Genomic DNA, 19,527 nt, shown 5'->3' on the forward strand with positions numbered 1-19,527 from the left:
ACTGAAGACGGTCGTGTCCGGTCGGAGAGAACGGGGGAATGCAGTGGACGTCCCGTCCTACCCCGATCATCTGCTGTCCCTCGACGAGTGGGCGGCCCTGCCCGAATCCGACGGGCACCATGTGGAGGTGTGTGAGGGCGTGCTCCTCGCCGCGCCCGCGCCGGGGGCGGCGCACGATCATGCCGCGGTGACCCTGGCGTTGCTCCTCGACGAGAAGCTGCCCGACGAATGGTGCGCGCTCGGAGGCGTCGAGGTGCTGGTCGCGGAGAAGCCGCTGACGGTGCGGTGCCCCGACGTGATCGTCGTGGGACGCTCCCTCGTCGACGCCGATCCCGATCGGGCGCCGATCTCCGAGGTGAAGCTGGTCGTGGAGGTCACCGTCGACGGCACGGCCCGCACCGACCGCGTCACGAAGTTCTCCGAATACGCGGAGGCCGGCGTCCCGCAGTACTGGATCGTCGATCTCGGCGGACCACCGGTGATCGCGACCTTCACGCTCGTCGACGGGTGGTACCGATTCGACGGGGAGCACTCGGGCACCGTCACCCTCGATGCGCTGGGCACCGAGGTGGCCGTCACACCGTCGGGGTTCGTGCCCGCACCGGTGAACCCCGTCGCGCCTGCACAACGATAGACTGATCCGCGGCAGTTCCCGCCCGGCCTGCCGTTTTCGATCCCAGAGTGAAGGGACCCGACGCCCAGTGTCACCGCACGTGGATACCGTCTCCCACGCCGCCGAAACCCCCGACGCCGCTCAGCCCTATCGGGAGCTGGGTCTGAAGGAAGACGAGTACACCCGGATCAAGGAGATCCTGGGCCGTCGCCCCACCGACGCCGAACTCGCCATGTACTCGGTGATGTGGTCCGAGCACTGCTCGTACAAGTCGTCGAAGGTGCACCTGCGCTATTTCGGCGAGACCACCACCGACGAGATGCGTGAGTCGATGCTCGCGGGCATCGGTGAGAACGCCGGCGTCGTCGACATCGGCGACGGCTGGGCCGTCACCTTCAAGGTCGAGTCGCACAACCATCCGTCCTACATCGAGCCGTACCAGGGCGCCGCGACCGGCGTGGGCGGCATCGTCCGCGACATCATGGCCATGGGCGCCCGCCCGATCGCCGTGATGGACCAGCTCCGCTTCGGCGCCGCCGATCACCCCGACACCCGTCGCGTCGTCGACGGTGTCGTGCGCGGTGTCGGCGGCTACGGCAACTCCCTGGGCCTGCCCAACGTCGGTGGCGAGACCGTCTTCGACGCCTCCTACCAGGGCAACCCGCTCGTGAACGCGCTGTGCGCGGGTGCGATGCGCGTGGAGGACCTGCACCTCGCCCACGCTTCCGGCACGGGCAACAAGGTCATCCTGTTCGGCGCCCGCACCGGCCTCGACGGCATCGGCGGCGTATCCGTCCTCGCCTCCGAGACCTTCGACGACAGCGCCGGCGGCCGCCCCAAGAAGCTCCCGAGCGTGCAGGTGGGCGACCCCTTCACCGAGAAGGTGCTCATCGAGTGCTGCCTCGACCTCTACCGCGAGAAGCTCGTCGTCGGCATCCAGGACCTCGGCGGTGCCGGTCTGTCCTGCGCGACCTCCGAGCTCGCCGCCGCCGGCGACGGTGGCATGCACATCAACCTCGAGCGTGTCCCGACGCGCGCGAAGGGCATGACCCCGGCCGAGGTGCTGTCCTCGGAGTCGCAGGAACGCATGTGCGCGGTCGTCACGCCCGACAACGTCGACGCCTTCATGGACGTCTGCAAGAAGTGGGACGTCCTGGCCACCGTCATCGGTGAGGTCACCGACGGCGACCGCCTCGTCATCGACTGGCACGGCGAGACCGTCGTCGACGTGCCGCCGCGCACGGTCGCGCACGAGGGCCCGGTCTACGAGCGCCCCGTCGAGCGCCCGGCCTCGCAGGACGAGCTGATCGCGAACACCACCGCCGGCCTGAAGCGTCCGGAGACCGCCGACGAGCTGCGCGAGACGCTGCTGAAGATGCTCGCGTCGCCGGCGCTGTGCAGCCGCAAGTGGATCACCGAGCAGTACGACCGCTACGTGCGCGGCAACACGGTGCTCGCCGAGAACGCCGACGCCGGTGTGGTCCGTATCGACGAGGAGACCGGCCGCGGCATCGCGCTCGCGACCGACGCTTCGGGCCGCTACACGCAGCTCGATCCGTACACGGGCGCCCAGCTCGCCCTCGCCGAGGCCTACCGCAACGTCGCCGTCACCGGTTCGACGCCGAAGGCCGTCTCGAACTGCCTGAACTTCGGTTCGCCCGAGGACCCCGGCGTGATGTGGCAGTTCCAGCAGGCCGTGCGCGGCCTCGCGGACGGCTGCGCGAAGCTCGGCATCCCCGTCACCGGTGGCAACGTCAGCTTCTACAACCAGACCGGCGCCACCGCGATCCTGCCGACCCCGGTCGTCGCGGTGCTCGGTGTGATCGACGATGTGCACCGTCGCATCCCCACCGGCGTCGGCCTCGAGCCGGGCGAGACGCTGATCCTGCTCGGCGAGACCCGCGACGAGTTCGACGGCTCCATCTGGGCGCAGGTCGAACACGACCACCTCGGTGGTGTCCCGCCGAAGGTCGATCTCGACCGTGAGCGGCTGCTGTCGGAGATCCTCACCGCCGGTTCGCGCGACGGCCTGATCTCCGCCGCACACGACCTGTCCGAGGGTGGTCTCGCGCAGGCCGTCGTCGAGGCCGCACTCGCGGGCGAGACCGGCTGCCGCGTGCTGCTCCCCGAGGGCGCCGATCCGTTCGTGACGTTGTTCTCCGAATCTGCCGGCCGCGTGCTCGTGGCCGTGCCGCGCACCGAGGAATCGCGCTTCACGGGCATGTGCACCGCACGCAACATGCCGTGGGTGCGCATCGGCGTCGTCGACGAGGGATCCGACTCCGTCGAGATCCAGGGCCTGTTCTCGATCCCCATGACCGAGCTGCGCGAGGTGTGGGAAGGGACCCTGCCTGCCCTGTTCGGGTAACCGTGCCGGCCACCCAGGTCGATCGACTGGCGGCGTTCGAGGCCCGGCAGGGCCGGATCATCGCCGCGGTCACCGACTTCGGTGAGCGCCACCCCCTCACCGCGCGGGTGTGGGGGTGGCTCGGCCTGGACTTCACGGGCGTCGCCTTCGCCGCGCTGTTCTTCTGCTGGTCGCTGACGCCGTCGCTGCTTCCGCGCGACTGGCTCTTCCAGGGCCTGATCGGCGGCATCAACGCCGCGATCGGGTACGGCGTCGGATGCGTCGTCGGCTGGCCCGTGGCCCGCTTCCTGCTCCCCGCGTGGCGATGGTGGCCGCCGCCGCTGCCTGTGCTGCGTGCCATCAAGGTCGCGGTTCCGGTCGCGGCCGTTCTCGCGTCGCTCGTCGCGCTCGTGCTCTCCGCCGGTGAGCAACGCCAGCTCGCCGCCCTGATGGGTGTCGAGGGCACCACGACCTCGGGATATCTGCGCACCATCGTGCTGAGCGTCGCGGTCGCTGCCGCCCTCATCGCTCTGTGGCGCGGGTTGCGCGACATCGTCCGCTGGGTGTCGATGCTGCTCATGCGCCGCACCCGGATGCCGCTCGGTCTCGCCCGCACGCTCGGCGTTCTCGTCGTCGTGCTGGCGACCTTCATGCTCATCGACGGCGTGCTCGTCCGAGGCTCCTACGCGATCGTCAATCAGGCGTTCGGCCTGGAGGACGACACCACTCGTCCCGGGGCGATCCAACCGGTCGACCCCGCAAAGTCCGGCAGTCCCGAGTCCCTCGCGGCCTGGGAGACGCTCGGATTCGAGGGTCGCAACTTCGTCTCGCGAGGACTCGACGCCGAGGAACTGACCGCCGTCAACGGCAGTCCCGCACCGGAACCGATCCGCGTGTACGTCGGTCTCGACACCGCACCCACCCCGGAAGAACGCATCGACCTCGTCCTCGCGGAACTCGAGCGGACCGGTGCCTTCGACCGCTCGACGCTCGTCCTGATCCCCACCACCGGCACCGGCTGGGTCAATCCCACCGCGGCCCGCGCGATGGAGCTCGTGCACAACGGCGACCTGGCGATGGTGGCCTGGCAGTACTCCTACCTCCCGAGCTGGATCTCCTTCCTCGCCGACCGTGAGAAGGCTGCGGCCGCAGGCAAGATGCTGATCGAGCGGGTACACGAACGCTGGTCGCAGCTGCCCGAGGACGACCGCCCCGATCTGTTCCTCTACGGCGAGAGCCTCGGCACGCAGTCGGGGGAGGGTGCCTTCGACAGCCTTGCCGAGATCCGCGCCCAGATGGACGGGGTGTTGTGGGTGGGCCCGCCCAACTCCAACCGTCTGTGGCGGCAGCTCGTCGAGCGCCGCGATCCCGGCACGACCGAGGTGCAACCGGTGTACGCGGACGGTCTCGTCGTGCGCTTCGCAGACAGCCGGGAGGCGATCCACGAGCCCGACACACCGTGGCTGTCGCCGCGCGTGCTCTACATCCAGCACGCCTCGGATCCCGTCGTCTGGTGGTCGCCGGACCTGTTGTTCTCCCGCCCCGACTGGCTGTCGGAGCCGCCCGGACGCGACCGGCTGCCGCAGATGCGGTGGTTCCCCTTCGTCACCTTCTGGCAGGTCTCCGCAGACCTCACCAACGCTGCCGGCGTCCCCGACGGACACGGCCACAACTACGGGTCGGCGGTGCTCGAGGGATGGATCGAGATCACCCAGCCCGAGGGCTGGAGCGAGAACGACACCGAGCGGGTGCGCATCGCCCTCGAGGCGTTCGCGGAGGACGACGGGCCCGAGAAATGACATCGCGAGTCGCTGCAGTGACCGGTACCGCCATGAGCTGCACCGCTGCGGGATGTGCCGCCGCGCTGGTCGCGTGGAACAACCTCGTCCTCCCGGCGATGGATCTCGGTCCGCGCGGCCGGGCCGCAGCGAACGCCGGATTCGGTGTCGCGCTCGCCGCGGCGACCCGCGCGGCCGGGGTCTCCGCAACCGAGCTCGGCTGGCGCGGGGCAGGGAAGGGCCTGCGGTGGGGGACCGCGTCGGTGGTCCTGCCCGTCGCGGCCTACACGGTGATGCTCGCCGTCCCACCCGTACGACGGCGGATGGCCGCCGGAGCGCGACGCGCCGACCACACCGAGTGGGTCTTCGTGCACATCCCCTTCGGGACGGTCCTGGCCGAGGAGCTGCTGTTCCGATCGGTTCTGTACGCCCTGACCCGCCGCGAGTCACGGAGGTGGCACCGGGTGCTGACCTCGGTAGCCTTCGGGCTCTGGCACGTCGCCCCCGCCCGGCACGCCGGGGACTCGGTGCCCGGAACCGTCGCGCTCACCGCCCTGAGCGGGGTGGTGTTCGACGAACTGCGACGACGGACCGGCAGCGTCGTCGCGCCGATGCTCCTGCACCTGGCGATCAACGCCGGCGGGGCCGTCGCCGTGGGCATCGCGACGAGGCTGCGTACTTCCGAGCGCGACGCGCGTCGCTAGGGTGTGCTGCCATGGCACCCCGGAGACCCGTCGACCCCGCCGAACTGCGCGCAGCTCTCGAACGGGTGGGTCCGTGGATGAGGGGGGAGAGCGACGAGAAACCGCCGCGCTCCGATCTCGCCGCCGCTGTGCGGCTCAGTGCCCGCAGCCTCGAGCAGATAGCCCCTGGGTCGAGTGTGGAGGTTAGGGTGCCGCCTTTCGTGGCCGTCCAGTGCATCGAAGGCCCGCGTCACACGCGGGGGACACCACCGAACGTCGTCGAGACCGATCCGCGGACGTGGCTGCGTCTGGTGGTCGGCAGCATCGATTTCGCCGGGGCCGTGGACTCGGGTGCGGTGGAGGCGTCGGGTGGGCGCGCAGCGGAGATCGGACGGCTGCTCCCGATCGCCCGACTCTGACGTTCGCCGGGGTTCACGCCGGGCGTCCGGGAAGAAGCACCCCGCGCTGCCCGTAGAATGGGGGGAGCCCCGCTTGTCCAGCCTCAGGGAGCACGTCCGTGACCAGTGCCGATCTGTCGGTCCACACACGTAATCTTCTCGCCTCCACCGAACCCGAGAACGAACCCCGCGAAGAGTGCGGAGTGTTCGGAGTGTGGGCTCCCGGCGAGGACGTGTCGAAGCTCACTTACTACGGTCTCTATGCGCTGCAGCACCGAGGGCAGGAAGCTGCGGGCATCGCCGTGGCCGACGGTTCGCAGGTGCTCGTGTTCAAGGATCTCGGTCTCGTCAGCCAGGTCTTCGACGAGCAGACGCTCGCCGCGATGACCGGCCACATCGCCATCGGCCACTGCCGTTATTCCACAACCGGGTCGACGACCTGGGAAAACGCGCAGCCGATCTTCCGCACCACCGCCGCCGGCTCGGGCGTCGCGCTCGGCCACAACGGCAACCTCGTCAACACCGCCGAACTCGCCGAACGCGGACGTCGTCTCGGCGTGCTCGATCCCACACGGCCCGGTGCGGCGAACTCCGACTCCGACACCGTCGGTGCGTTGCTCGCTCACGGCGCGAAGGACAGCACGATCGAAGAGGCCGCCATGAAGCTGCTCCCGCAGCTGCGCGGCGCGTTCTGCCTGACCTTCATGGACGAGCACACCCTCTACGCGGCCCGCGACCCCTGGGGTATCCGCCCGCTGTGCCTCGGACGCCTCGACCGCGGCTGGGTCGTCGCCAGCGAGACCGCCGCCCTCGACATCGTCGGTGCCTCCTTCGTTCGCGACATCGAGCCCGGCGAACTGCTCGCGATCGACGCGGACGGTGTGCGCTCGTCGCGCTTCGCGAACCCCGAACCCAAGGGCTGCGTCTTCGAGTACGTCTACCTCGCGCGCCCCGACTCGACCATCGCCGGTCGCTCCGTCCACGCGACCCGCGTGGAGATCGGCCGCCGGCTCGCGAAGGAACACCCGATCGACGGCGATCTGGTCATCCCGGTACCCGAGTCGGGCACCCCGGCCGCCGTCGGTTACGCGCAGGGCTCGGGGATCCCGTACGGCCAGGGCCTGATGAAGAACGCCTACGTCGGCCGCACCTTCATCCAGCCCAGCCAGACCATCCGCCAGCTCGGTATCCGGCTCAAGCTCAACCCGCTGCGCGAGGTGATCCGCGGTAAGCGCCTCGTCGTCGTCGACGACTCGATCGTGCGTGGCAACACCCAGCGCGCCCTGATCCGCATGCTGCGCGAGGCCGGTGCTCTCGAGATCCACGTGCGCATCGCCTCGCCGCCGGTCAAGTGGCCCTGCTTCTACGGCATCGACTTTGCGTCGCCGGCCGAGCTGATCGCCAACGGTGCAGGTACCCGCGACACCGTCGAGGAGGGGCACGACTACGACGAGATGGTCGAGATGGTGCGCAGGTCGATCGGTGCCGACTCGCTCGGCTACATCTCGATCGACGGCATGATCGGCGCCACCGAGCAGCCCGCATCCCGTTTGTGCGCTGCATGTTTCGACGGCCACTACCCGATCGCCCTCCCCAGCGAACATCAGGCGGGCAAGGACGTCCTCGCCGGCGTCGTCGACACCGATTCGGCCACCCCGACCGTGTTGGACAACGACAACGCGGACGTTCTCAGTCGGCCGTAGAAGCTGGTCGGGTACCGTAAGTGCCGCGGTCGGCACGGTTCGGCGTGCGTTTCGCATGCCCGGACGCAGGTGTGCCTGCCCGCATGTAGCCAGATATTTCACGACAAGACACAACTCGAGGCTGGAGCCGACAACTCATGACCGAGGACGCAACCCCCGGAGCTTCCTACGCCGCGGCGGGCGTGGACATCGAGGCCGGTGACCGAGCCGTCGAACTGTTCGCCCCGCACGCGAAGAGGGCCACCCGCCCGGAGGTCATGGGCGGCCTGGGTGGGTTCGCCGGTCTGTTCGCGCTCAAGGACGGATACAAGGAGCCGCTGCTCGCGGCGTCCACCGACGGTGTCGGCACCAAGCTCGCGGTGGCGCAGGCACTCGACAAGCACGACACGGTCGGTCTCGACCTCGTCGCCATGGTCGTCGACGACCTTGTGGTCTGCGGCGCCGAGCCGCTCTTCCTGCAGGACTACATCGCCGTCGGCCGCGTGGTGCCCGAGCGGGTCGCGGAGATCGTCGCCGGCATCGCCGAGGGCTGCGTCCAGGCCGGTTGCGCGCTGCTCGGTGGCGAGACCGCCGAGCACCCGGGCGTCATGGCGGCCGACGACTACGACCTGTCCGCGACCGGCGTGGGTGTCGTCGAGGCCCAGAAGCTGCTCGGACCCGACCGCGTGCGCCCCGGCGACGTCGTCATCGCGATGGGCGCCTCGGGTCTGCACTCGAACGGCTACTCGCTCGCCCGCAAGGTGCTGCTCGACATCGGCAAGATGAGCCTGACGGCGCACGTCGACGAGTTCGGTCGCACCCTCGGCGAGGAGCTGCTCGAGCCCACCCGTATCTACGCCAAGGACTGCCTCGCGCTCGCCGCCGAGACCGAGGTGCGTACCTTCTGCCACGTCACCGGTGGTGGTCTCGCCGCGAACCTCGCGCGCGTGATGCCCAAGGGGCTCGTCGCAGAGCTCGACCGCACCACCTGGAGCCCGGCTCCGGTCTTCGGCCTCATCGCGCAGCGCGGACGGGTCGAGCGGGTCGAGATGGAAAAGACCTTCAACATGGGCGTCGGCATGGTGGCCATCGTGGCCCCCGAGGACGTCGACCGGGCTCTGGCGGTGCTCACCGCCCGGCACATCGACTGCTGGACGCTCGGCACGGTCCGCAAGGCGCAGGACGGCGCCGACGAGCGCGCGGTGCTGCTCGGAGACCACCCGCGCTTCTGACGGGCGCGCGTCGCCCGACGCGAACACGACGAAAGGCCGGTTCCCCCAGGATGAATGGGGGAACCGGCCTCTCGGCTACTGCCGTGTTGTGAACTCGGAAGTCACAGGCTCGAAGGCTGCGGACGGTGACGAGCGCCGTCCGGCCTCGCGTCGAACGCCGACCACACCACCGACGGAGGGGGAGCCGAAAGTCGGCCTCCCCCTCCGTCGGAGAGTGATATCAGGTCAGCGACGCCAGTCGTCGTCGTAGTCGTCGTCCCAACCGGAACGTTGCTCGGCGAAGACTTCGTCCCGCTGCGAGTTGGTTGCTCCGCCAGACAGCTCTCGCTGGAGGCTCTCGAAGTCGGTGGACGGCGAGCTGTACTTGAGTTGCCGTGCAACCTTGGTCTGCTTTGCCTTAGCCCGGCCGCGGCCCATGGCCAACCCCCTCGCGCTTTGACGGGGCGGCCTGGGGAAAAGTGGCGGCCCCGGTGTGTTGAGTATTTTCCTGACGCCCACTTTAGCGTGGAAACTTCGGTTGCGCCTCCACACACCCGGCTGGGCCGGTGTCCGTTACGCCTCATAACGACCCGACCTGCATGAATGCTGTTGAAATGTGATAGAGATGCCCTTCAGAACACCCCCGGGACGGCCCGGACGGTGCCGACTCGCACGCCACCACCGAAGACCGGTGCCGACGAGAGCACCGCCAGCCGTTCGGAATCGAAGGTCGCGGCGTTCGCGGCGGCACCCGCTCCGAGGCGGTGGAGCAGGGCCGCGGTGAGCGGGAGGCGTGCCCGCTCGTGCCCGTCGTCGATCTTGAAGGCGAAAGATGTGCCGTCCGGCAGCGCGCCGGCGTGGATCCCGTCGGCGCCCGCCTTGCACAGCAGACCGCCCACCGCGCGCATGAGCTTCAGATCGTCCTTGCCGGTGCCGGAGATCAGGAACGGATGCTCGCGCACCGCGTCGGCGACGGCGCGCTCGGGCGTGCCGACCTCCGCCGTCGCGAGCCGCGAGTAGGCGCGGGCGAGATTGAACAGGGGGACGGGCACGATCGGCAGACCACAGCCGTCGATTCCGAGATCGGTGTCCTCGATGTCGCCGGTCAGTTCGAGGATCGTCTCGGTCACCAGCTGCTGCAGCGGGTGGCCGGCGTCGGTGTAGCCGTCGGTGTCCCAGCCGTTCGCCGCGCACGCCGCGAGCATCGCCGCGTGCTTGCCCGAGCAGTTCATGTAGATCGACCGCGGCGTGCGTCCGGCGGCGAGCACCTCGGCGCGGGTGAGTTCGTTGCCGGGCAGATCCGTCGGGCAGCGCAGGTCCTTCTCGGTGAAACCGGCACCGGACAGGATCCGCTCGACGGCCTCCACGTGGTCGGCCTCACCTTCGTGCGACGCCGTGGCGATCGCGAGTTCGGCGGAGTCGCGGGGGACGAAGCCGGCGCGCAGCAGCGCGACCGCCTGCATCGGCTTGTTCGACGACCGCGGATAGATCGGCGTGTGCACCTCGCCCAGCGAGACGAGGACCTCGCCGTCCGGGTCCAGAACGATCAGCGAGCCGCGGTGGATGCACTCCCGGAAGCCCGAGCGCACCACCTCGACCAGTTCGACGCTCAACGACTCTCTCCCTTCCGTGCCCGCCCCTCCTGTGGTCGTCCGGCGAGGCGGCGGGCCTTGTCGGCGACGCCGGGAGCGATGTCGGCCTGCTGCTCGAGCATCGCGGCGACCCGCTCGTGGCCCTGCCCGGTGAACAGATCGCGCACCGTGGCCGCGTGGGAGGGGACGTGCTCGACGACGATGCGGTCGCCCGCGGCCACCGGTCCCTCGGAGATCACCTTCAGGTACGCGCCGCAATCGCCGCGAGCGACGAACCGGGTGGCCCAGTCGCCCTCCTCCGAACGGATCGCGAAGGTGCGGCAAGGGGTACGGGGGCCGGTCACCTCGAGGAGCAGACCGCCGTCGCCGACGCGCCACCGCTCGCCGATGACGGCGTCGGTGGGGGAGAACCCGGCGACGTGCAGATTCTCGCCGAACCAGCCGATGGGCAGTTCCCGGTCGAGTTCGGTGCCCCAGCGGCGCGACTCGTCCTGAGAGAAGGCGTAGACGGCCTTGTGGACGCCGCCGTGGTTGGCGGTGTCGCACTGGCGGTCGCCGGTCAAGCCGAGCTCGCCGACGTGCACCGGCCCGTCGACGGGACGCTTGTCGATCGCGGTGACGGGATTACGCCGCAGTCCGGTCTCGTGCAGCGTGTGCACGACGCAGACCGCTGCGACGGTCCCCGAGGTCGCCGGCCGCGTGCCGGCCGTCTCGGCGGTCACCGGCCGCGCAATCGGTCGACCGCCGCCCTTCCTGCCTGGATGCCGTCGTCGGGAGGGATGGAGTCGGGGTCGATGGACGCCGCGCACGGTCCTGCGACGAGGGCCGTGTCGGGCGTGATGGTGCGCTTGACGAGCGCAAGCGCGATCGGCCCGAGTTCGTGATGGTCGACGATCGTGCCGATGCGTCCGACCGCGCGACCTCCGGCGGTGATGTCGTCGCCCGTCTCGGGTCGTCCGTCGGCCGAGCCGTCGAGATGGAGAAGGACGAGATGTCGCGGGGGCTTGCCGAGGTTGTGGACCCGCGCGACGGTCTCCTGACCGCGGTAGCAGCCCTTGTCGAGGTGGACGGCGCCGTACTGCTCGGGTCCGCCGACCCAGCGGGCCTCGTGGGGGATGGTGCGCTCGTCGGTGTCGACACCGATCCGGGGACGGACCGCTTCGACGCGCAGGGCCTCGAACGCCCAGCTGCCGGCCGGACGCGCGCCGGCGTCCCGCAGGGCGGTGAAGATCGCGGTGAGCGACTCGCGTGGCACCAGGAGGTCGAAGGAGTGCTCGGTGGGCCACGGCATGCGGCGGACGAAGCCACCGGCGGGCAGGGCGACGGCGGCATAGGGTTCGGCCGGCAGCGCGTCGATCCCGAGCACGGCGAGCACGGCGGGGCTGCCGGCGTCCGGCCCGAGGAGGCTCAGGACCGCGAGTTCGTTGCCGTTGCGGGGTTCTGCCTTCGCCCAGAACACCATCTTCTTCAGGAAGGCCAGCAGGTCGGGTCCGCGGTCGGCTTCGGTGTCGATCCACGTCACGCCGTCGAGGTCGGTCTGCACGAAGTGGTGTTCGACGCGGCCGTTCGCGTCGAGGCTCAGGTTCTCGGCGGAGGTGCCGTTCGGGAGCGACGCGATGTGCTGGCTGGAAATGGTGTGCAGCCAGCTCAGGCGTTCGTCGCCCGGAACAGCGAGGACGAAGCGGGTGGAACGGTCGACCACGGCGGCGGACGTAGCGGCGGCACGTTGCTCGCCGAGCGGGTCGCCGTAATGCCAGGGAAGTCCGGCATCGGGCCCGCCGGAAGGCGAGGCGACTGCGCCGGGAAGTGCGAGAAGGGCGCTTTCGGACACGATCGGAGACTCGGTCACGACACCAGTCTATGGGGAACCGGCCGACAGGTCTTCCAGTGGCTAGGCTGAGCGCCATGGCTGAGCGGGTGCTGGTGACGCTGGACGGCGAGGTGAGGGATGCGGACGCACCCCTTCTGCACGCCGACGATTTCGGTGTTCTTCGTGGCGACGGGGTGTTCGAGACGTTGCTCGTGCGAGGCGGCCGGGCGCGTGCGCTCGAACTGCATCTCGCCCGGCTCGCGGCGTCCGCGGCCGCCGCACAGTTGCCCGAACCCGATCGCGACGACTGGCGGCTCGCCGTCGACGTGGCACTCGAACAGTGGGGCGCCGAGCAGGAGGGCGTGCTGCGCCTGGTCTACACGCGTGGTCGTGAGGGCGCCGACACGCCGACGGCCTTCCTGCTCGTGACGCCGGTGGCCGAGCGTGTCGGCATCGCACGGCGCGACGGCGTGTCCGTGGTGACCCTCGAACGGGGTTTTTCGACCGATCTGGCGCAGAAGGCGCCGTGGCAGCTCCTCGGTGCCAAGACGCTGTCGTACGCGACGAACATGGCGGCACTGCGTCACGCCGAGTCGGTCGGCGCCGACGACGTGATCTTCGTCAGTGCCGAGGGCTACGTGCTCGAGGGTCCGCGGTCGACGGTGCTCGTCGCGCGTGGCCGGACATTGCTCACTCCGCCGCCGGAGCAGGGGATCCTCCCCGGTACCACGCAGCAGGCACTGTTCGACCTGGCGGGGGAGCGGGACTTCACGGTCCGGTACGAGCCGCTGCGCCCGGCGGATCTCGTCGTCGCCGACGGTCTCTGGCTGATCTCCAGCGTGGCGCTCGCGGTGCGGGTGCACACCCTCAACGGGCACGCGCTGGTCTCGCGGGTCCAGGAGGGCGAGATCGAAGGCCTCGTCGACGAGGCGGTCGACGCCGCTTCGTGAGCGAATCGGTCGATGCAGCTTCCTGAGTGGCGGCGGGTGTGCCCCCGCGGGTGATCCGTATCCGATGTGACGTGAGTCCGATGTGTCGGGCGACACGAACCTGTCCCACTTCGCGCAATCGCTACTACATTCGGTAGTAGCAAGGCCGGAGCAGTACTACCGGCGTGTCTTCGCGAACGAGAACCGCAGCGTCGGCCCCGCTCTGGATCTCCGTATCGACCGGGCCTCACTCGGAGTGGCAATGGACGTCTTGGATCTGTCCCGGTGGCAGTTCGGGATCACGACGGTGTATCACTTCATCCTCGTGCCGTTGACGATCGGCCTCGCGCCGCTCGTCGCGATCATGCAGACGATGTGGGTGGTCACCGGCAAGGATCACTGGTACCGCCTCACGAAGTTCTTCGGGAAGATGTTCCTGATCAACTTCGCGCTCGGTGTCGCGACCGGCATCGTGCAGGAATTCCAATTCGGCATGAACTGGAGCGAGTACTCCCGCTTCGTCGGCGACGTCTTCGGCGCACCCCTCGCCCTCGAAGGTCTCGTCGCCTTCTTCATGGAGTCGACCTTCCTCGGCCTGTGGATCTTCGGCTGGACGCGCCTGCCGAAACTCGTGCACCTCGCGACCATCTGGCTCGTCGCGATCGGCGTGAACGCCTCCGCCTTCTTCATCATCGCGGCGAACTCGTTCATGCAGCATCCCGTCGGGGCCACCTACAACCCCGAGACCGGCCGCGCCGAGCTGACGAGCATCTGGGAACTGCTCACCAACAACACCGCGCTCGCAGCCTTCCCCCACGCGGTCGCCGGCGGATTCCTCACCGCCGCAACCTTCGTCGCCGGCATCGGTGGCTGGTGGATGGTCCGCAACATGCGACGCGCCGCCGAGATCCGCACCTCGGAACCCGAGGAGGCCCAGCGCCTCGAGAACGACGCCCGCGGACTGTTCCGCCCCGCGACCCGCCTCGGCCTGATGGTCATGATCATCTCGGGCATCGGGTTGTTCGTCACCGGTGACGTCCAGGCCAAGCTCATGTTCGAGCAGCAACCGATGAAGATGGCCTCGGCCGAGTCGCTGTGCCACACCGAGACCGACCCCAACTTCTCGATCCTCACGATCGGCACGCACAACGACTGCGATGGCGTGATCCACGTCCTCGACGTGCCCTACGTGCTGTCCTTCCTCGCGCAGGGCGAGTTCAGCGGCGTGACCCTCCAGGGCGTCGAGGACCTGCAGGCGCAGTACGAACAGCAATTCGGCCCCGGCAACTACAAGCCCAACCTGTTCGTCACCTACTGGTCGTTCCGCGCGATGATCGGCCTCGCCGCCGGTTCCGCGGCCCTGGCCCTGGCCGGGCTGTGGGTCACCCGCGGCGGCCGGGTGCCCGACCAGAGGTGGTTCTCGACGCTGTCGCTCGTCGCGATCCCCACGCCCTTCCTCGCCAACAGTGCGGGCTGGATCTTCACCGAGATGGGCCGGCAGCCCTGGGTGGTGCATCCGAATCCCACGGGCGTGGACATGATCCGGCTCACCGTCGACCAGGGTGTCTCCGATCATGCGGCAGGAACGGTGCTCACCTCGCTGATCGCCTTCACCCTCGTCTACGCAGCGCTCGGCGTGGTGTGGTTCTGGCTCATCCGCAAGTACGCGATGGAAGGCCCGCAGGAGCACGACGCGCAACCGCCGGGCTCCGACGACGATACCGACGACACGCAGCCGAAACAGCTGTCCTTCGCGTACTAGGAGTGGGCGGACATGGGACTTCAGGAAATCTGGTTCATTCTCATCGCAGTATTGTTCACCGGCTACTTCGTCCTCGAGGGGTTCGACTTCGGTGTGGGCATGCACTTCCCGGTGCTCGGCCGCGGTAGGACCGTCGAGGCGGACACCCGGCGCCGGGTGCTGCTCAACACGATCGGTCCGGTCTGGGACGGCAACGAGGTCTGGCTCATCACCGCGGGTGGTGCGCTGTTCGCGGCGTTCCCCGAGTGGTACGCGACCCTCTTCTCGGGCTTCTATCTCCCGCTGCTGCTGATCCTGCTCGCCCTGATCGTGCGGGTGTGCGCCATCGAGTGGCGCGGCAAGGTCGACGATCCGACCTGGCGTCGCCGCTGCGACTGGGGGATCATCTTCGGCTCGTGGGTGCCCGCCGTGCTGTGGGGTGTGGCGTTCGCGAACATCGTGCGCGGCGTGGCGATCGACGCCGACAAGCAGTACGTCGGCGGATTCTTCGACCTGCTGAACCCGTACGCCCTGCTCGGCGGTGCGACGACGGCGCTGGTCTTCGCGCTGCACGGCGCGGTGTTCATCGCGCTCAAGACCGAGGGACAGGTCCGGACGGATGCCGTGGCGATGTCGCGGAAGCTGGCCGTGCCCGCCGTCCTCGTGGCCGGTGCGTTCGTGGTGTGGACCCAACTCGCCTACGGCAAGGGCTGGACGATCGCGCTCGTCGCCGTGGCGGCGATCTCCCTGCTCGCGGTGGTCGCGCTGACCATCGTCGCGCGTGAGGGCTGGGCGTTCGTGTTCACCACCGTCGCGATCGCCGCGACCTCGGTGTTGCTGTTCGCGTCGCTGTTCCCGAACGTCATGCCGTCGACCCTCGACCCGTCCTGGTCGCTGACGATCGAGAACGCGTCGTCGAGCCCGTACACACTGAAGGTCATGACGTGGGCCGCAGCGTTCATGACCCCGGTCGTCCTCGCCTACCAGGGCTGGACGTACTGGGTGTTCCGTCAGCGTCTGTCGACCGACCACATCCCGCACTCGATCGGTCTGAAGATCGGCTCGAAGTGAGCATGACGCAGTCCGCAGCCCCCGCCGACGCGCCCGCGCGTCGGCGGGGGCCGGTGGACCCGCGGTTGTGGCGCTACTCGGCCGCAGCCCGCGGATATCTCGTCCTGACCGTGGTCACCTCGGTGGTCGATGTCGTGATGGTCGTCGTCACCGCACTCATGATCGGACGGGTCCTCGCGGGCGTCATCACCACCGACGCCCGGTCCGTCGGCGACTGGACGACCGAACTGGCGATCCTCGCGGTGGCGATCGTCGTGCGGGTCGCGGTGACGTGGCTGCAGTCGCGGTACGCGCACCGGTCCGCGACCCGCGTGGTCGCCGAACTCGAACACGAGGTCCTCGATTCCGCGGCGAATCTGCCCCCGCGCGAACTCGACCCGCGACGCGACGAGATCGCGGTGGTTCTCACCCGCGGACTCGACGGGCTGAAGGAATATCTCACCGGCTATCTGCCGGCGCTGCTGCTGGCCGTGATCCTCACCCCGGTGACGATCGTCGTGATCGCCCTGCACGACCTCACCTCGGCGGTCATCGTCGTGATCACGCTGCCGCTCATCCCGATCTTCATGATCCTCATCGGCCTGCTCACCAAAGGCAAGGCCGACCGCACCCTGCGCGCGATGACGACACTGTCGTCACAACTGCTCGACCTCCTCGCGGGTCTTCCCACACTGCGCGCCCTCGGTCGTGAGAAGGGGCCCGCCGATCGCGTGCGCGAACTCGGCGACGAGCATCGCGCGACTACGATGTCGGCCCTGCGCGTGGCCTTCCTGTCCGGCACGGTCCTCGAATTCCTCGCGACGCTGTCCGTCGCCCTCGTCGCCGTGAGCATCGGTATGCGCCTCGTCTACGGATCCATGCCCCTCGAAGCCGGCATCACCGCGTTGATCCTCGCGCCGGAGGCCTACCTCCCGCTGCGCACCGTCGGCAGCAAGTTCCACGCCGCCGAGGACGGGATGGCGGCGGCCGACAAGGCATTCGCCGTGCTCGACTCGGTGCCGGACGCCGCCTCCTCTCGCCGCGCCTCCTCTCGCCGCGCCTCCTCGCGTCGCACCTCCACGGACACGACCGGCACCGACCGGGTCGCGAACTGCGAGATCGTCTTCGACGGCGTCTCCGTGCCCGGCCGCGACGGTTGCGCCCCGCACCGGCTCGACGCGATCTGCCGTCCCGGCCGGATCACCGCGTTCACCGGCGCCAACGGGGCCGGCAAGTCCACCGCCCTGCTGGCGCTGCTCGGGCTCGCCGAGCCGAGCGAGGGGACCGTCACCGTCGACGGACGTCCCGTCGCGGGCGACGAGAACTGGTGGTCGCAGATGGCGTGGCTTCCGCAGCGGCCGGTGCTGCTGCCCGGCACGCTCGCCGACAATCTGCGACTCACCGGTGTCGACCCGGAGGCCACCGAACTCGACGACGTCTGCGCCGCCACCGGCTTCGACAGTGTGCTCGCCGAACTCCCGGACGGCTGGCGGACCGTCGTGGGGGCCGGCGGCACGGGCCTGTCGCTCGGCCAACGTCAGCGACTGGCGCTCACCCGCACCCTCGCCTCCCCGCGCCCGGTCCTGCTGCTCGACGAACCCACGGCCCACCTCGACGAGGACACCGAGGCCACCGTCCTGTCCACGCTGCGCGGGCTCGCCGCGGCCGGCCGCACCGTGGTGGTCGTGGCGCATCGCCCCACCCTGCTCGCCATCGCGGACGAGGTCGTCACCGTCCACGCAGCACCGACGGAGGTGTCCCGGTGAAGGATCTGCGCCGGGCGATGGCCCTGCTCGAGCTCGAGCCGCGCCGAGTGCTGCTCGCCGTCCTCGCCGGTGTCGCGACCCTCGGCAGTGCCCTGCTGCTCGCCGGTCTCTCGGCGTGGCTGATCGTGCGGGCATGGGAGATGCCGCCCGTCCTGGACCTGACCGTCGCGGTCGTCGCGGTGCGGGCGCTGGGAATCTCCCGCGGGTTGTTCCGCTACTTCGAACGACTCGCAACGCACGAGACCGCGCTGCGCGGCACCACCTCGGCCCGCGCGAATCTCTACCGGCGACTCGCGGACGGCGACCCGGCCGCCGCCCTGGGCGTGGGACGCGGCGACCTGCTCGCGCGCACCGGTGCCGACGTCGACGCTCTCGGCGACGTCGTGGTGCGCGCACTCGTGCCCATCGCCGTCGCGGCCGTGCTCTCCCTCGCGGCGGTCGTGACCCTCACCGTCATCGCTCCCGCTGCCGGCGCGGTCCTCGCCGCGGCGCTGCTCGTTGCCGGACTGTTCGCACCGTGGCTGTCCGCCCGCGCCGCGGCCCGTGCGGACGCCGATGCGAACGCCGCACGGACCCGCTTCACCGAGGACGCGGTCACGGTGCTGGACCACGCGGCGGAACTGCGGGTCGCGGGACGGCTCGACCCGCTCACCCGGCGGGCCCGCGCCGCGAACGTCGCCTCCGTCCGTGCCACCGACCGTTCCGCGGTCCCCGCGGCGTTCGCCGACGCGGCCGCACCCCTCGCGGTCGGCGCGAGTGTGCTCGGTGCGCTCCTCGTCGGTATCGCCGTCTTCGGCTCCGGTCCGGCGGCCATGAGCCCGACGACACTCGGCATCCTCGTCCTGCTGCCGCTGTCGGCGTTCGAGGCCACCGCCGTCCTCCCGGCAGCCGCGCAGACCCTCAACCGCGCACGCCTGGCGGCCGGTCGCATCACGGAGATGCTCGACCGCGCCGACAGGACGGTGCCGCACGGCATCGAACCGGCCGACGGACCCGGCCGGCTACGTGCGGTGGGTCTGCGTGGCGGATGGCCCGGCGGACCGTCCACGGAACCGGTCGACCTCGACCTGAGGCCGGGCTGTCGCGTCGCGATCGTGGGCGGCAGCGGCAGCGGCAAGACCACCGTGCTCATGACGCTCGCGGGTCTGCTCGCCCCACGCGGAGGCGCAGTGACGCTCGACGGTGTCGACCTCGCGGACATCGATCCCGCGGCCCTGCGCCGCAAGATCGGCTTCTTCGCGGAGGACGCCCACCTGTTCGACACGTCGATCCTCGAGAACCTGCGTGTCGCGCGGGGCGACGTGGACGAGGACGAGGCACTGGCCGCCCTCGGCGCCGTGGGGCTGGGGGAGTGGGTGGACGGACTCCCGCAGGGAGTCCACACCGTCCTGGGGGCCGGAGCCCGCACGGTCTCCGGTGGGCAGCGCCGTCGCCTCCTGCTGGCCCGGGCTCTGCTGTCGCCCGCACGGATCCTGCTGCTCGACGAACCCACGGAACATCTCGACGACGAGAGCGCCGACCTGATGCAGCGACTCCTCCTGGACCGCGACGCACGCTTGGTCGGCCCCGAGCGCACCGTCGTGGTGGTCACCCACCGCCTGCCCGCGGATACCGCCGCCGACCTGGTCGTTCGCGTCGAGAAAAATGCGTTGCCCGCCTCGTGAACGAAGCGTAGTTTCGCTGGTACACGAGGAAGGAGGTGGTCTGGAAGTGATTGATATTCGGACGCGTGAGGTGGCTACCCGCTAGCTGCTCGAGACGACGGAATTCACCGACCGCGCGCGGCTGGCGAATCCCAGGTAGTCACCCGGCCCCCGAGCTCCCGGTCCGTCCGATCGGGACCGCCGGTCCACGGAGCGATCCGTGCGGCGGTGCGGCTCGGGGGCTGTTCGCATTCGTGCAAAATCGGCGTTTCGGGTGTACAAGT

At 69.8% G+C, this 19,527-nt stretch carries 16 protein-coding genes; 12 read left to right on the plus strand and 4 right to left on the minus strand.

Translation table 11 applies throughout. The features are described from left to right. Positions 1-43 precede the first annotated feature (43 nt). From K3M35_RS13360 to purM, 7 genes are all read left to right on the plus strand, one after another. Positions 44-634, plus strand: coding sequence for a Uma2 family endonuclease (locus tag K3M35_RS13360; protein WP_006551820.1), 591 nt, complete (start codon positions 44-46; stop codon positions 632-634). A gap of 67 nt (positions 635-701) precedes the next feature. Continuing rightward, positions 702-2,981, plus strand: coding sequence for a phosphoribosylformylglycinamidine synthase subunit PurL (gene purL, locus K3M35_RS13365; RefSeq protein WP_024103009.1), 2,280 nt, complete (start codon positions 702-704; stop codon positions 2,979-2,981). Positions 2,982-2,983: 2 nt separating this feature from the next. Further along, on the plus strand, positions 2,984-4,759 hold the full coding sequence (locus K3M35_RS13370) for an alpha/beta-hydrolase family protein (protein ID WP_064061100.1): 1,776 nt from the start codon (positions 2,984-2,986) through the stop codon (positions 4,757-4,759). Next, positions 4,756-5,442 carry a CPBP family intramembrane glutamic endopeptidase gene (locus K3M35_RS13375; RefSeq protein WP_081263449.1) on the plus strand — a complete coding sequence of 229 codons (687 nt, stop codon included), beginning with the start codon at positions 4,756-4,758 and terminating at the stop codon, positions 5,440-5,442. The genes K3M35_RS13370 and K3M35_RS13375 overlap by 4 nt, the downstream gene beginning before the upstream one ends. An 11-nt stretch (positions 5,443-5,453) precedes the next feature. After that, positions 5,454-5,840 carry a sterol carrier family protein gene (locus K3M35_RS13380; protein WP_024103011.1) on the plus strand — a complete coding sequence of 129 codons (387 nt, stop codon included), beginning with the start codon at positions 5,454-5,456 and terminating at the stop codon, positions 5,838-5,840. A 98-nt stretch (positions 5,841-5,938) separates the two neighbouring features. Next, a complete protein-coding gene (purF, locus tag K3M35_RS13385) occupies positions 5,939-7,522 on the plus strand; it encodes an amidophosphoribosyltransferase (protein WP_006551815.1) in 1,584 nt (527 codons plus the stop codon). A gap of 137 nt (positions 7,523-7,659) precedes the next feature. Further along, the gene (gene purM / locus K3M35_RS13390; protein WP_006551814.1) at positions 7,660-8,733 is read left to right on the plus strand and encodes a phosphoribosylformylglycinamidine cyclo-ligase; all 1,074 of its coding nucleotides are present in this window, start codon (positions 7,660-7,662) and stop codon (positions 8,731-8,733) included. Between the two features lie 225 nt (positions 8,734-8,958). On the opposite strand, the gene K3M35_RS13395 is transcribed toward purM, so the two are convergent. From K3M35_RS13395 to K3M35_RS13410, 4 genes are all read right to left on the minus strand, one after another. Beyond that, a complete protein-coding gene (locus K3M35_RS13395) occupies positions 8,959-9,150 on the minus strand; it encodes a DUF3073 domain-containing protein (protein ID WP_006551813.1) in 192 nt (63 codons plus the stop codon). Positions 9,151-9,344: 194 nt separating this feature from the next. Next, on the minus strand, positions 9,345-10,325 hold the full coding sequence (locus K3M35_RS13400) for an asparaginase (protein ID WP_006551812.1): 981 nt from the start codon (positions 10,323-10,325) through the stop codon (positions 9,345-9,347). Then, entirely contained in the window at positions 10,322-11,026 is a 705-nt protein-coding gene (locus K3M35_RS13405) for an MOSC domain-containing protein (protein WP_220666535.1), read from the minus strand. Before K3M35_RS13405 ends, K3M35_RS13400 begins: the two co-directional genes overlap by 4 nt. Next, entirely contained in the window at positions 11,023-12,153 is a 1,131-nt protein-coding gene (locus K3M35_RS13410; protein ID WP_220666536.1) for a folate-binding protein YgfZ, read from the minus strand. Before K3M35_RS13410 ends, K3M35_RS13405 begins: the two co-directional genes overlap by 4 nt. Before the next feature lie 56 nt (positions 12,154-12,209). On the opposite strand from K3M35_RS13410, the gene K3M35_RS13415 reads away from it, so the two are divergent. The 5 genes from K3M35_RS13415 (at position 12,210) to cydC (ending at position 19,264) form a co-directional block, all read left to right on the plus strand. Beyond that, positions 12,210-13,064 carry an aminodeoxychorismate lyase gene (locus K3M35_RS13415; RefSeq protein ID WP_024103013.1) on the plus strand — a complete coding sequence of 285 codons (855 nt, stop codon included), beginning with the start codon at positions 12,210-12,212 and terminating at the stop codon, positions 13,062-13,064. A gap of 241 nt (positions 13,065-13,305) precedes the next feature. Further along, a complete protein-coding gene (locus tag K3M35_RS13420) occupies positions 13,306-14,805 on the plus strand; it encodes a cytochrome ubiquinol oxidase subunit I (RefSeq protein WP_006551808.1) in 1,500 nt (499 codons plus the stop codon). A 12-nt stretch (positions 14,806-14,817) separates the two neighbouring features. Next, a complete protein-coding gene (gene cydB, locus K3M35_RS13425) occupies positions 14,818-15,855 on the plus strand; it encodes a cytochrome d ubiquinol oxidase subunit II (protein ID WP_006551807.1) in 1,038 nt (345 codons plus the stop codon). 2 nt (positions 15,856-15,857) lie between these two features. Next, positions 15,858-17,600: a thiol reductant ABC exporter subunit CydD gene (cydD, locus tag K3M35_RS13430; protein WP_220666537.1), complete on the plus strand. Its 1,743-nt coding sequence runs from the start codon at positions 15,858-15,860 to the stop codon at positions 17,598-17,600. A gap of 17 nt (positions 17,601-17,617) precedes the next feature. Further along, positions 17,618-19,264, plus strand: coding sequence for a thiol reductant ABC exporter subunit CydC (gene cydC / locus K3M35_RS13435; protein ID WP_220666560.1), 1,647 nt, complete (start codon positions 17,618-17,620; stop codon positions 19,262-19,264). The last annotated feature ends 263 nt before the right edge of the window (positions 19,265-19,527 follow it).

Origin of the sequence: Rhodococcus sp. DMU2021, assembly GCF_019641445.1 — a bacterium.
GTDB lineage: Bacteria > Actinomycetota > Actinomycetes > Mycobacteriales > Mycobacteriaceae > Rhodococcus > Rhodococcus pyridinivorans.

Coding starts and splice junctions, on each gene's coding strand:
- K3M35_RS13395 (WP_006551813.1), bottom strand. CDS start 9,150: ATGGGCCGCGGCCGGGCTAAGGCAAAGCAGACCAAGGTTGCACGGCAA.
- K3M35_RS13380 (WP_024103011.1), top strand. CDS start 5,454: ATGGCACCCCGGAGACCCGTCGACCCCGCCGAACTGCGCGCAGCTCTC.
- K3M35_RS13415 (WP_024103013.1), top strand. CDS start 12,210: ATGGCTGAGCGGGTGCTGGTGACGCTGGACGGCGAGGTGAGGGATGCG.
- K3M35_RS13420 (WP_006551808.1), top strand. CDS start 13,306: ATGGACGTCTTGGATCTGTCCCGGTGGCAGTTCGGGATCACGACGGTG.
- K3M35_RS13375 (WP_081263449.1), top strand. CDS start 4,756: ATGACATCGCGAGTCGCTGCAGTGACCGGTACCGCCATGAGCTGCACC.
- cydD (WP_220666537.1), top strand. CDS start 15,858: ATGACGCAGTCCGCAGCCCCCGCCGACGCGCCCGCGCGTCGGCGGGGG.
- purM (WP_006551814.1), top strand. CDS start 7,660: ATGACCGAGGACGCAACCCCCGGAGCTTCCTACGCCGCGGCGGGCGTG.
- cydB (WP_006551807.1), top strand. CDS start 14,818: ATGGGACTTCAGGAAATCTGGTTCATTCTCATCGCAGTATTGTTCACC.
- cydC (WP_220666560.1), top strand. CDS start 17,618: ATGGCCCTGCTCGAGCTCGAGCCGCGCCGAGTGCTGCTCGCCGTCCTC.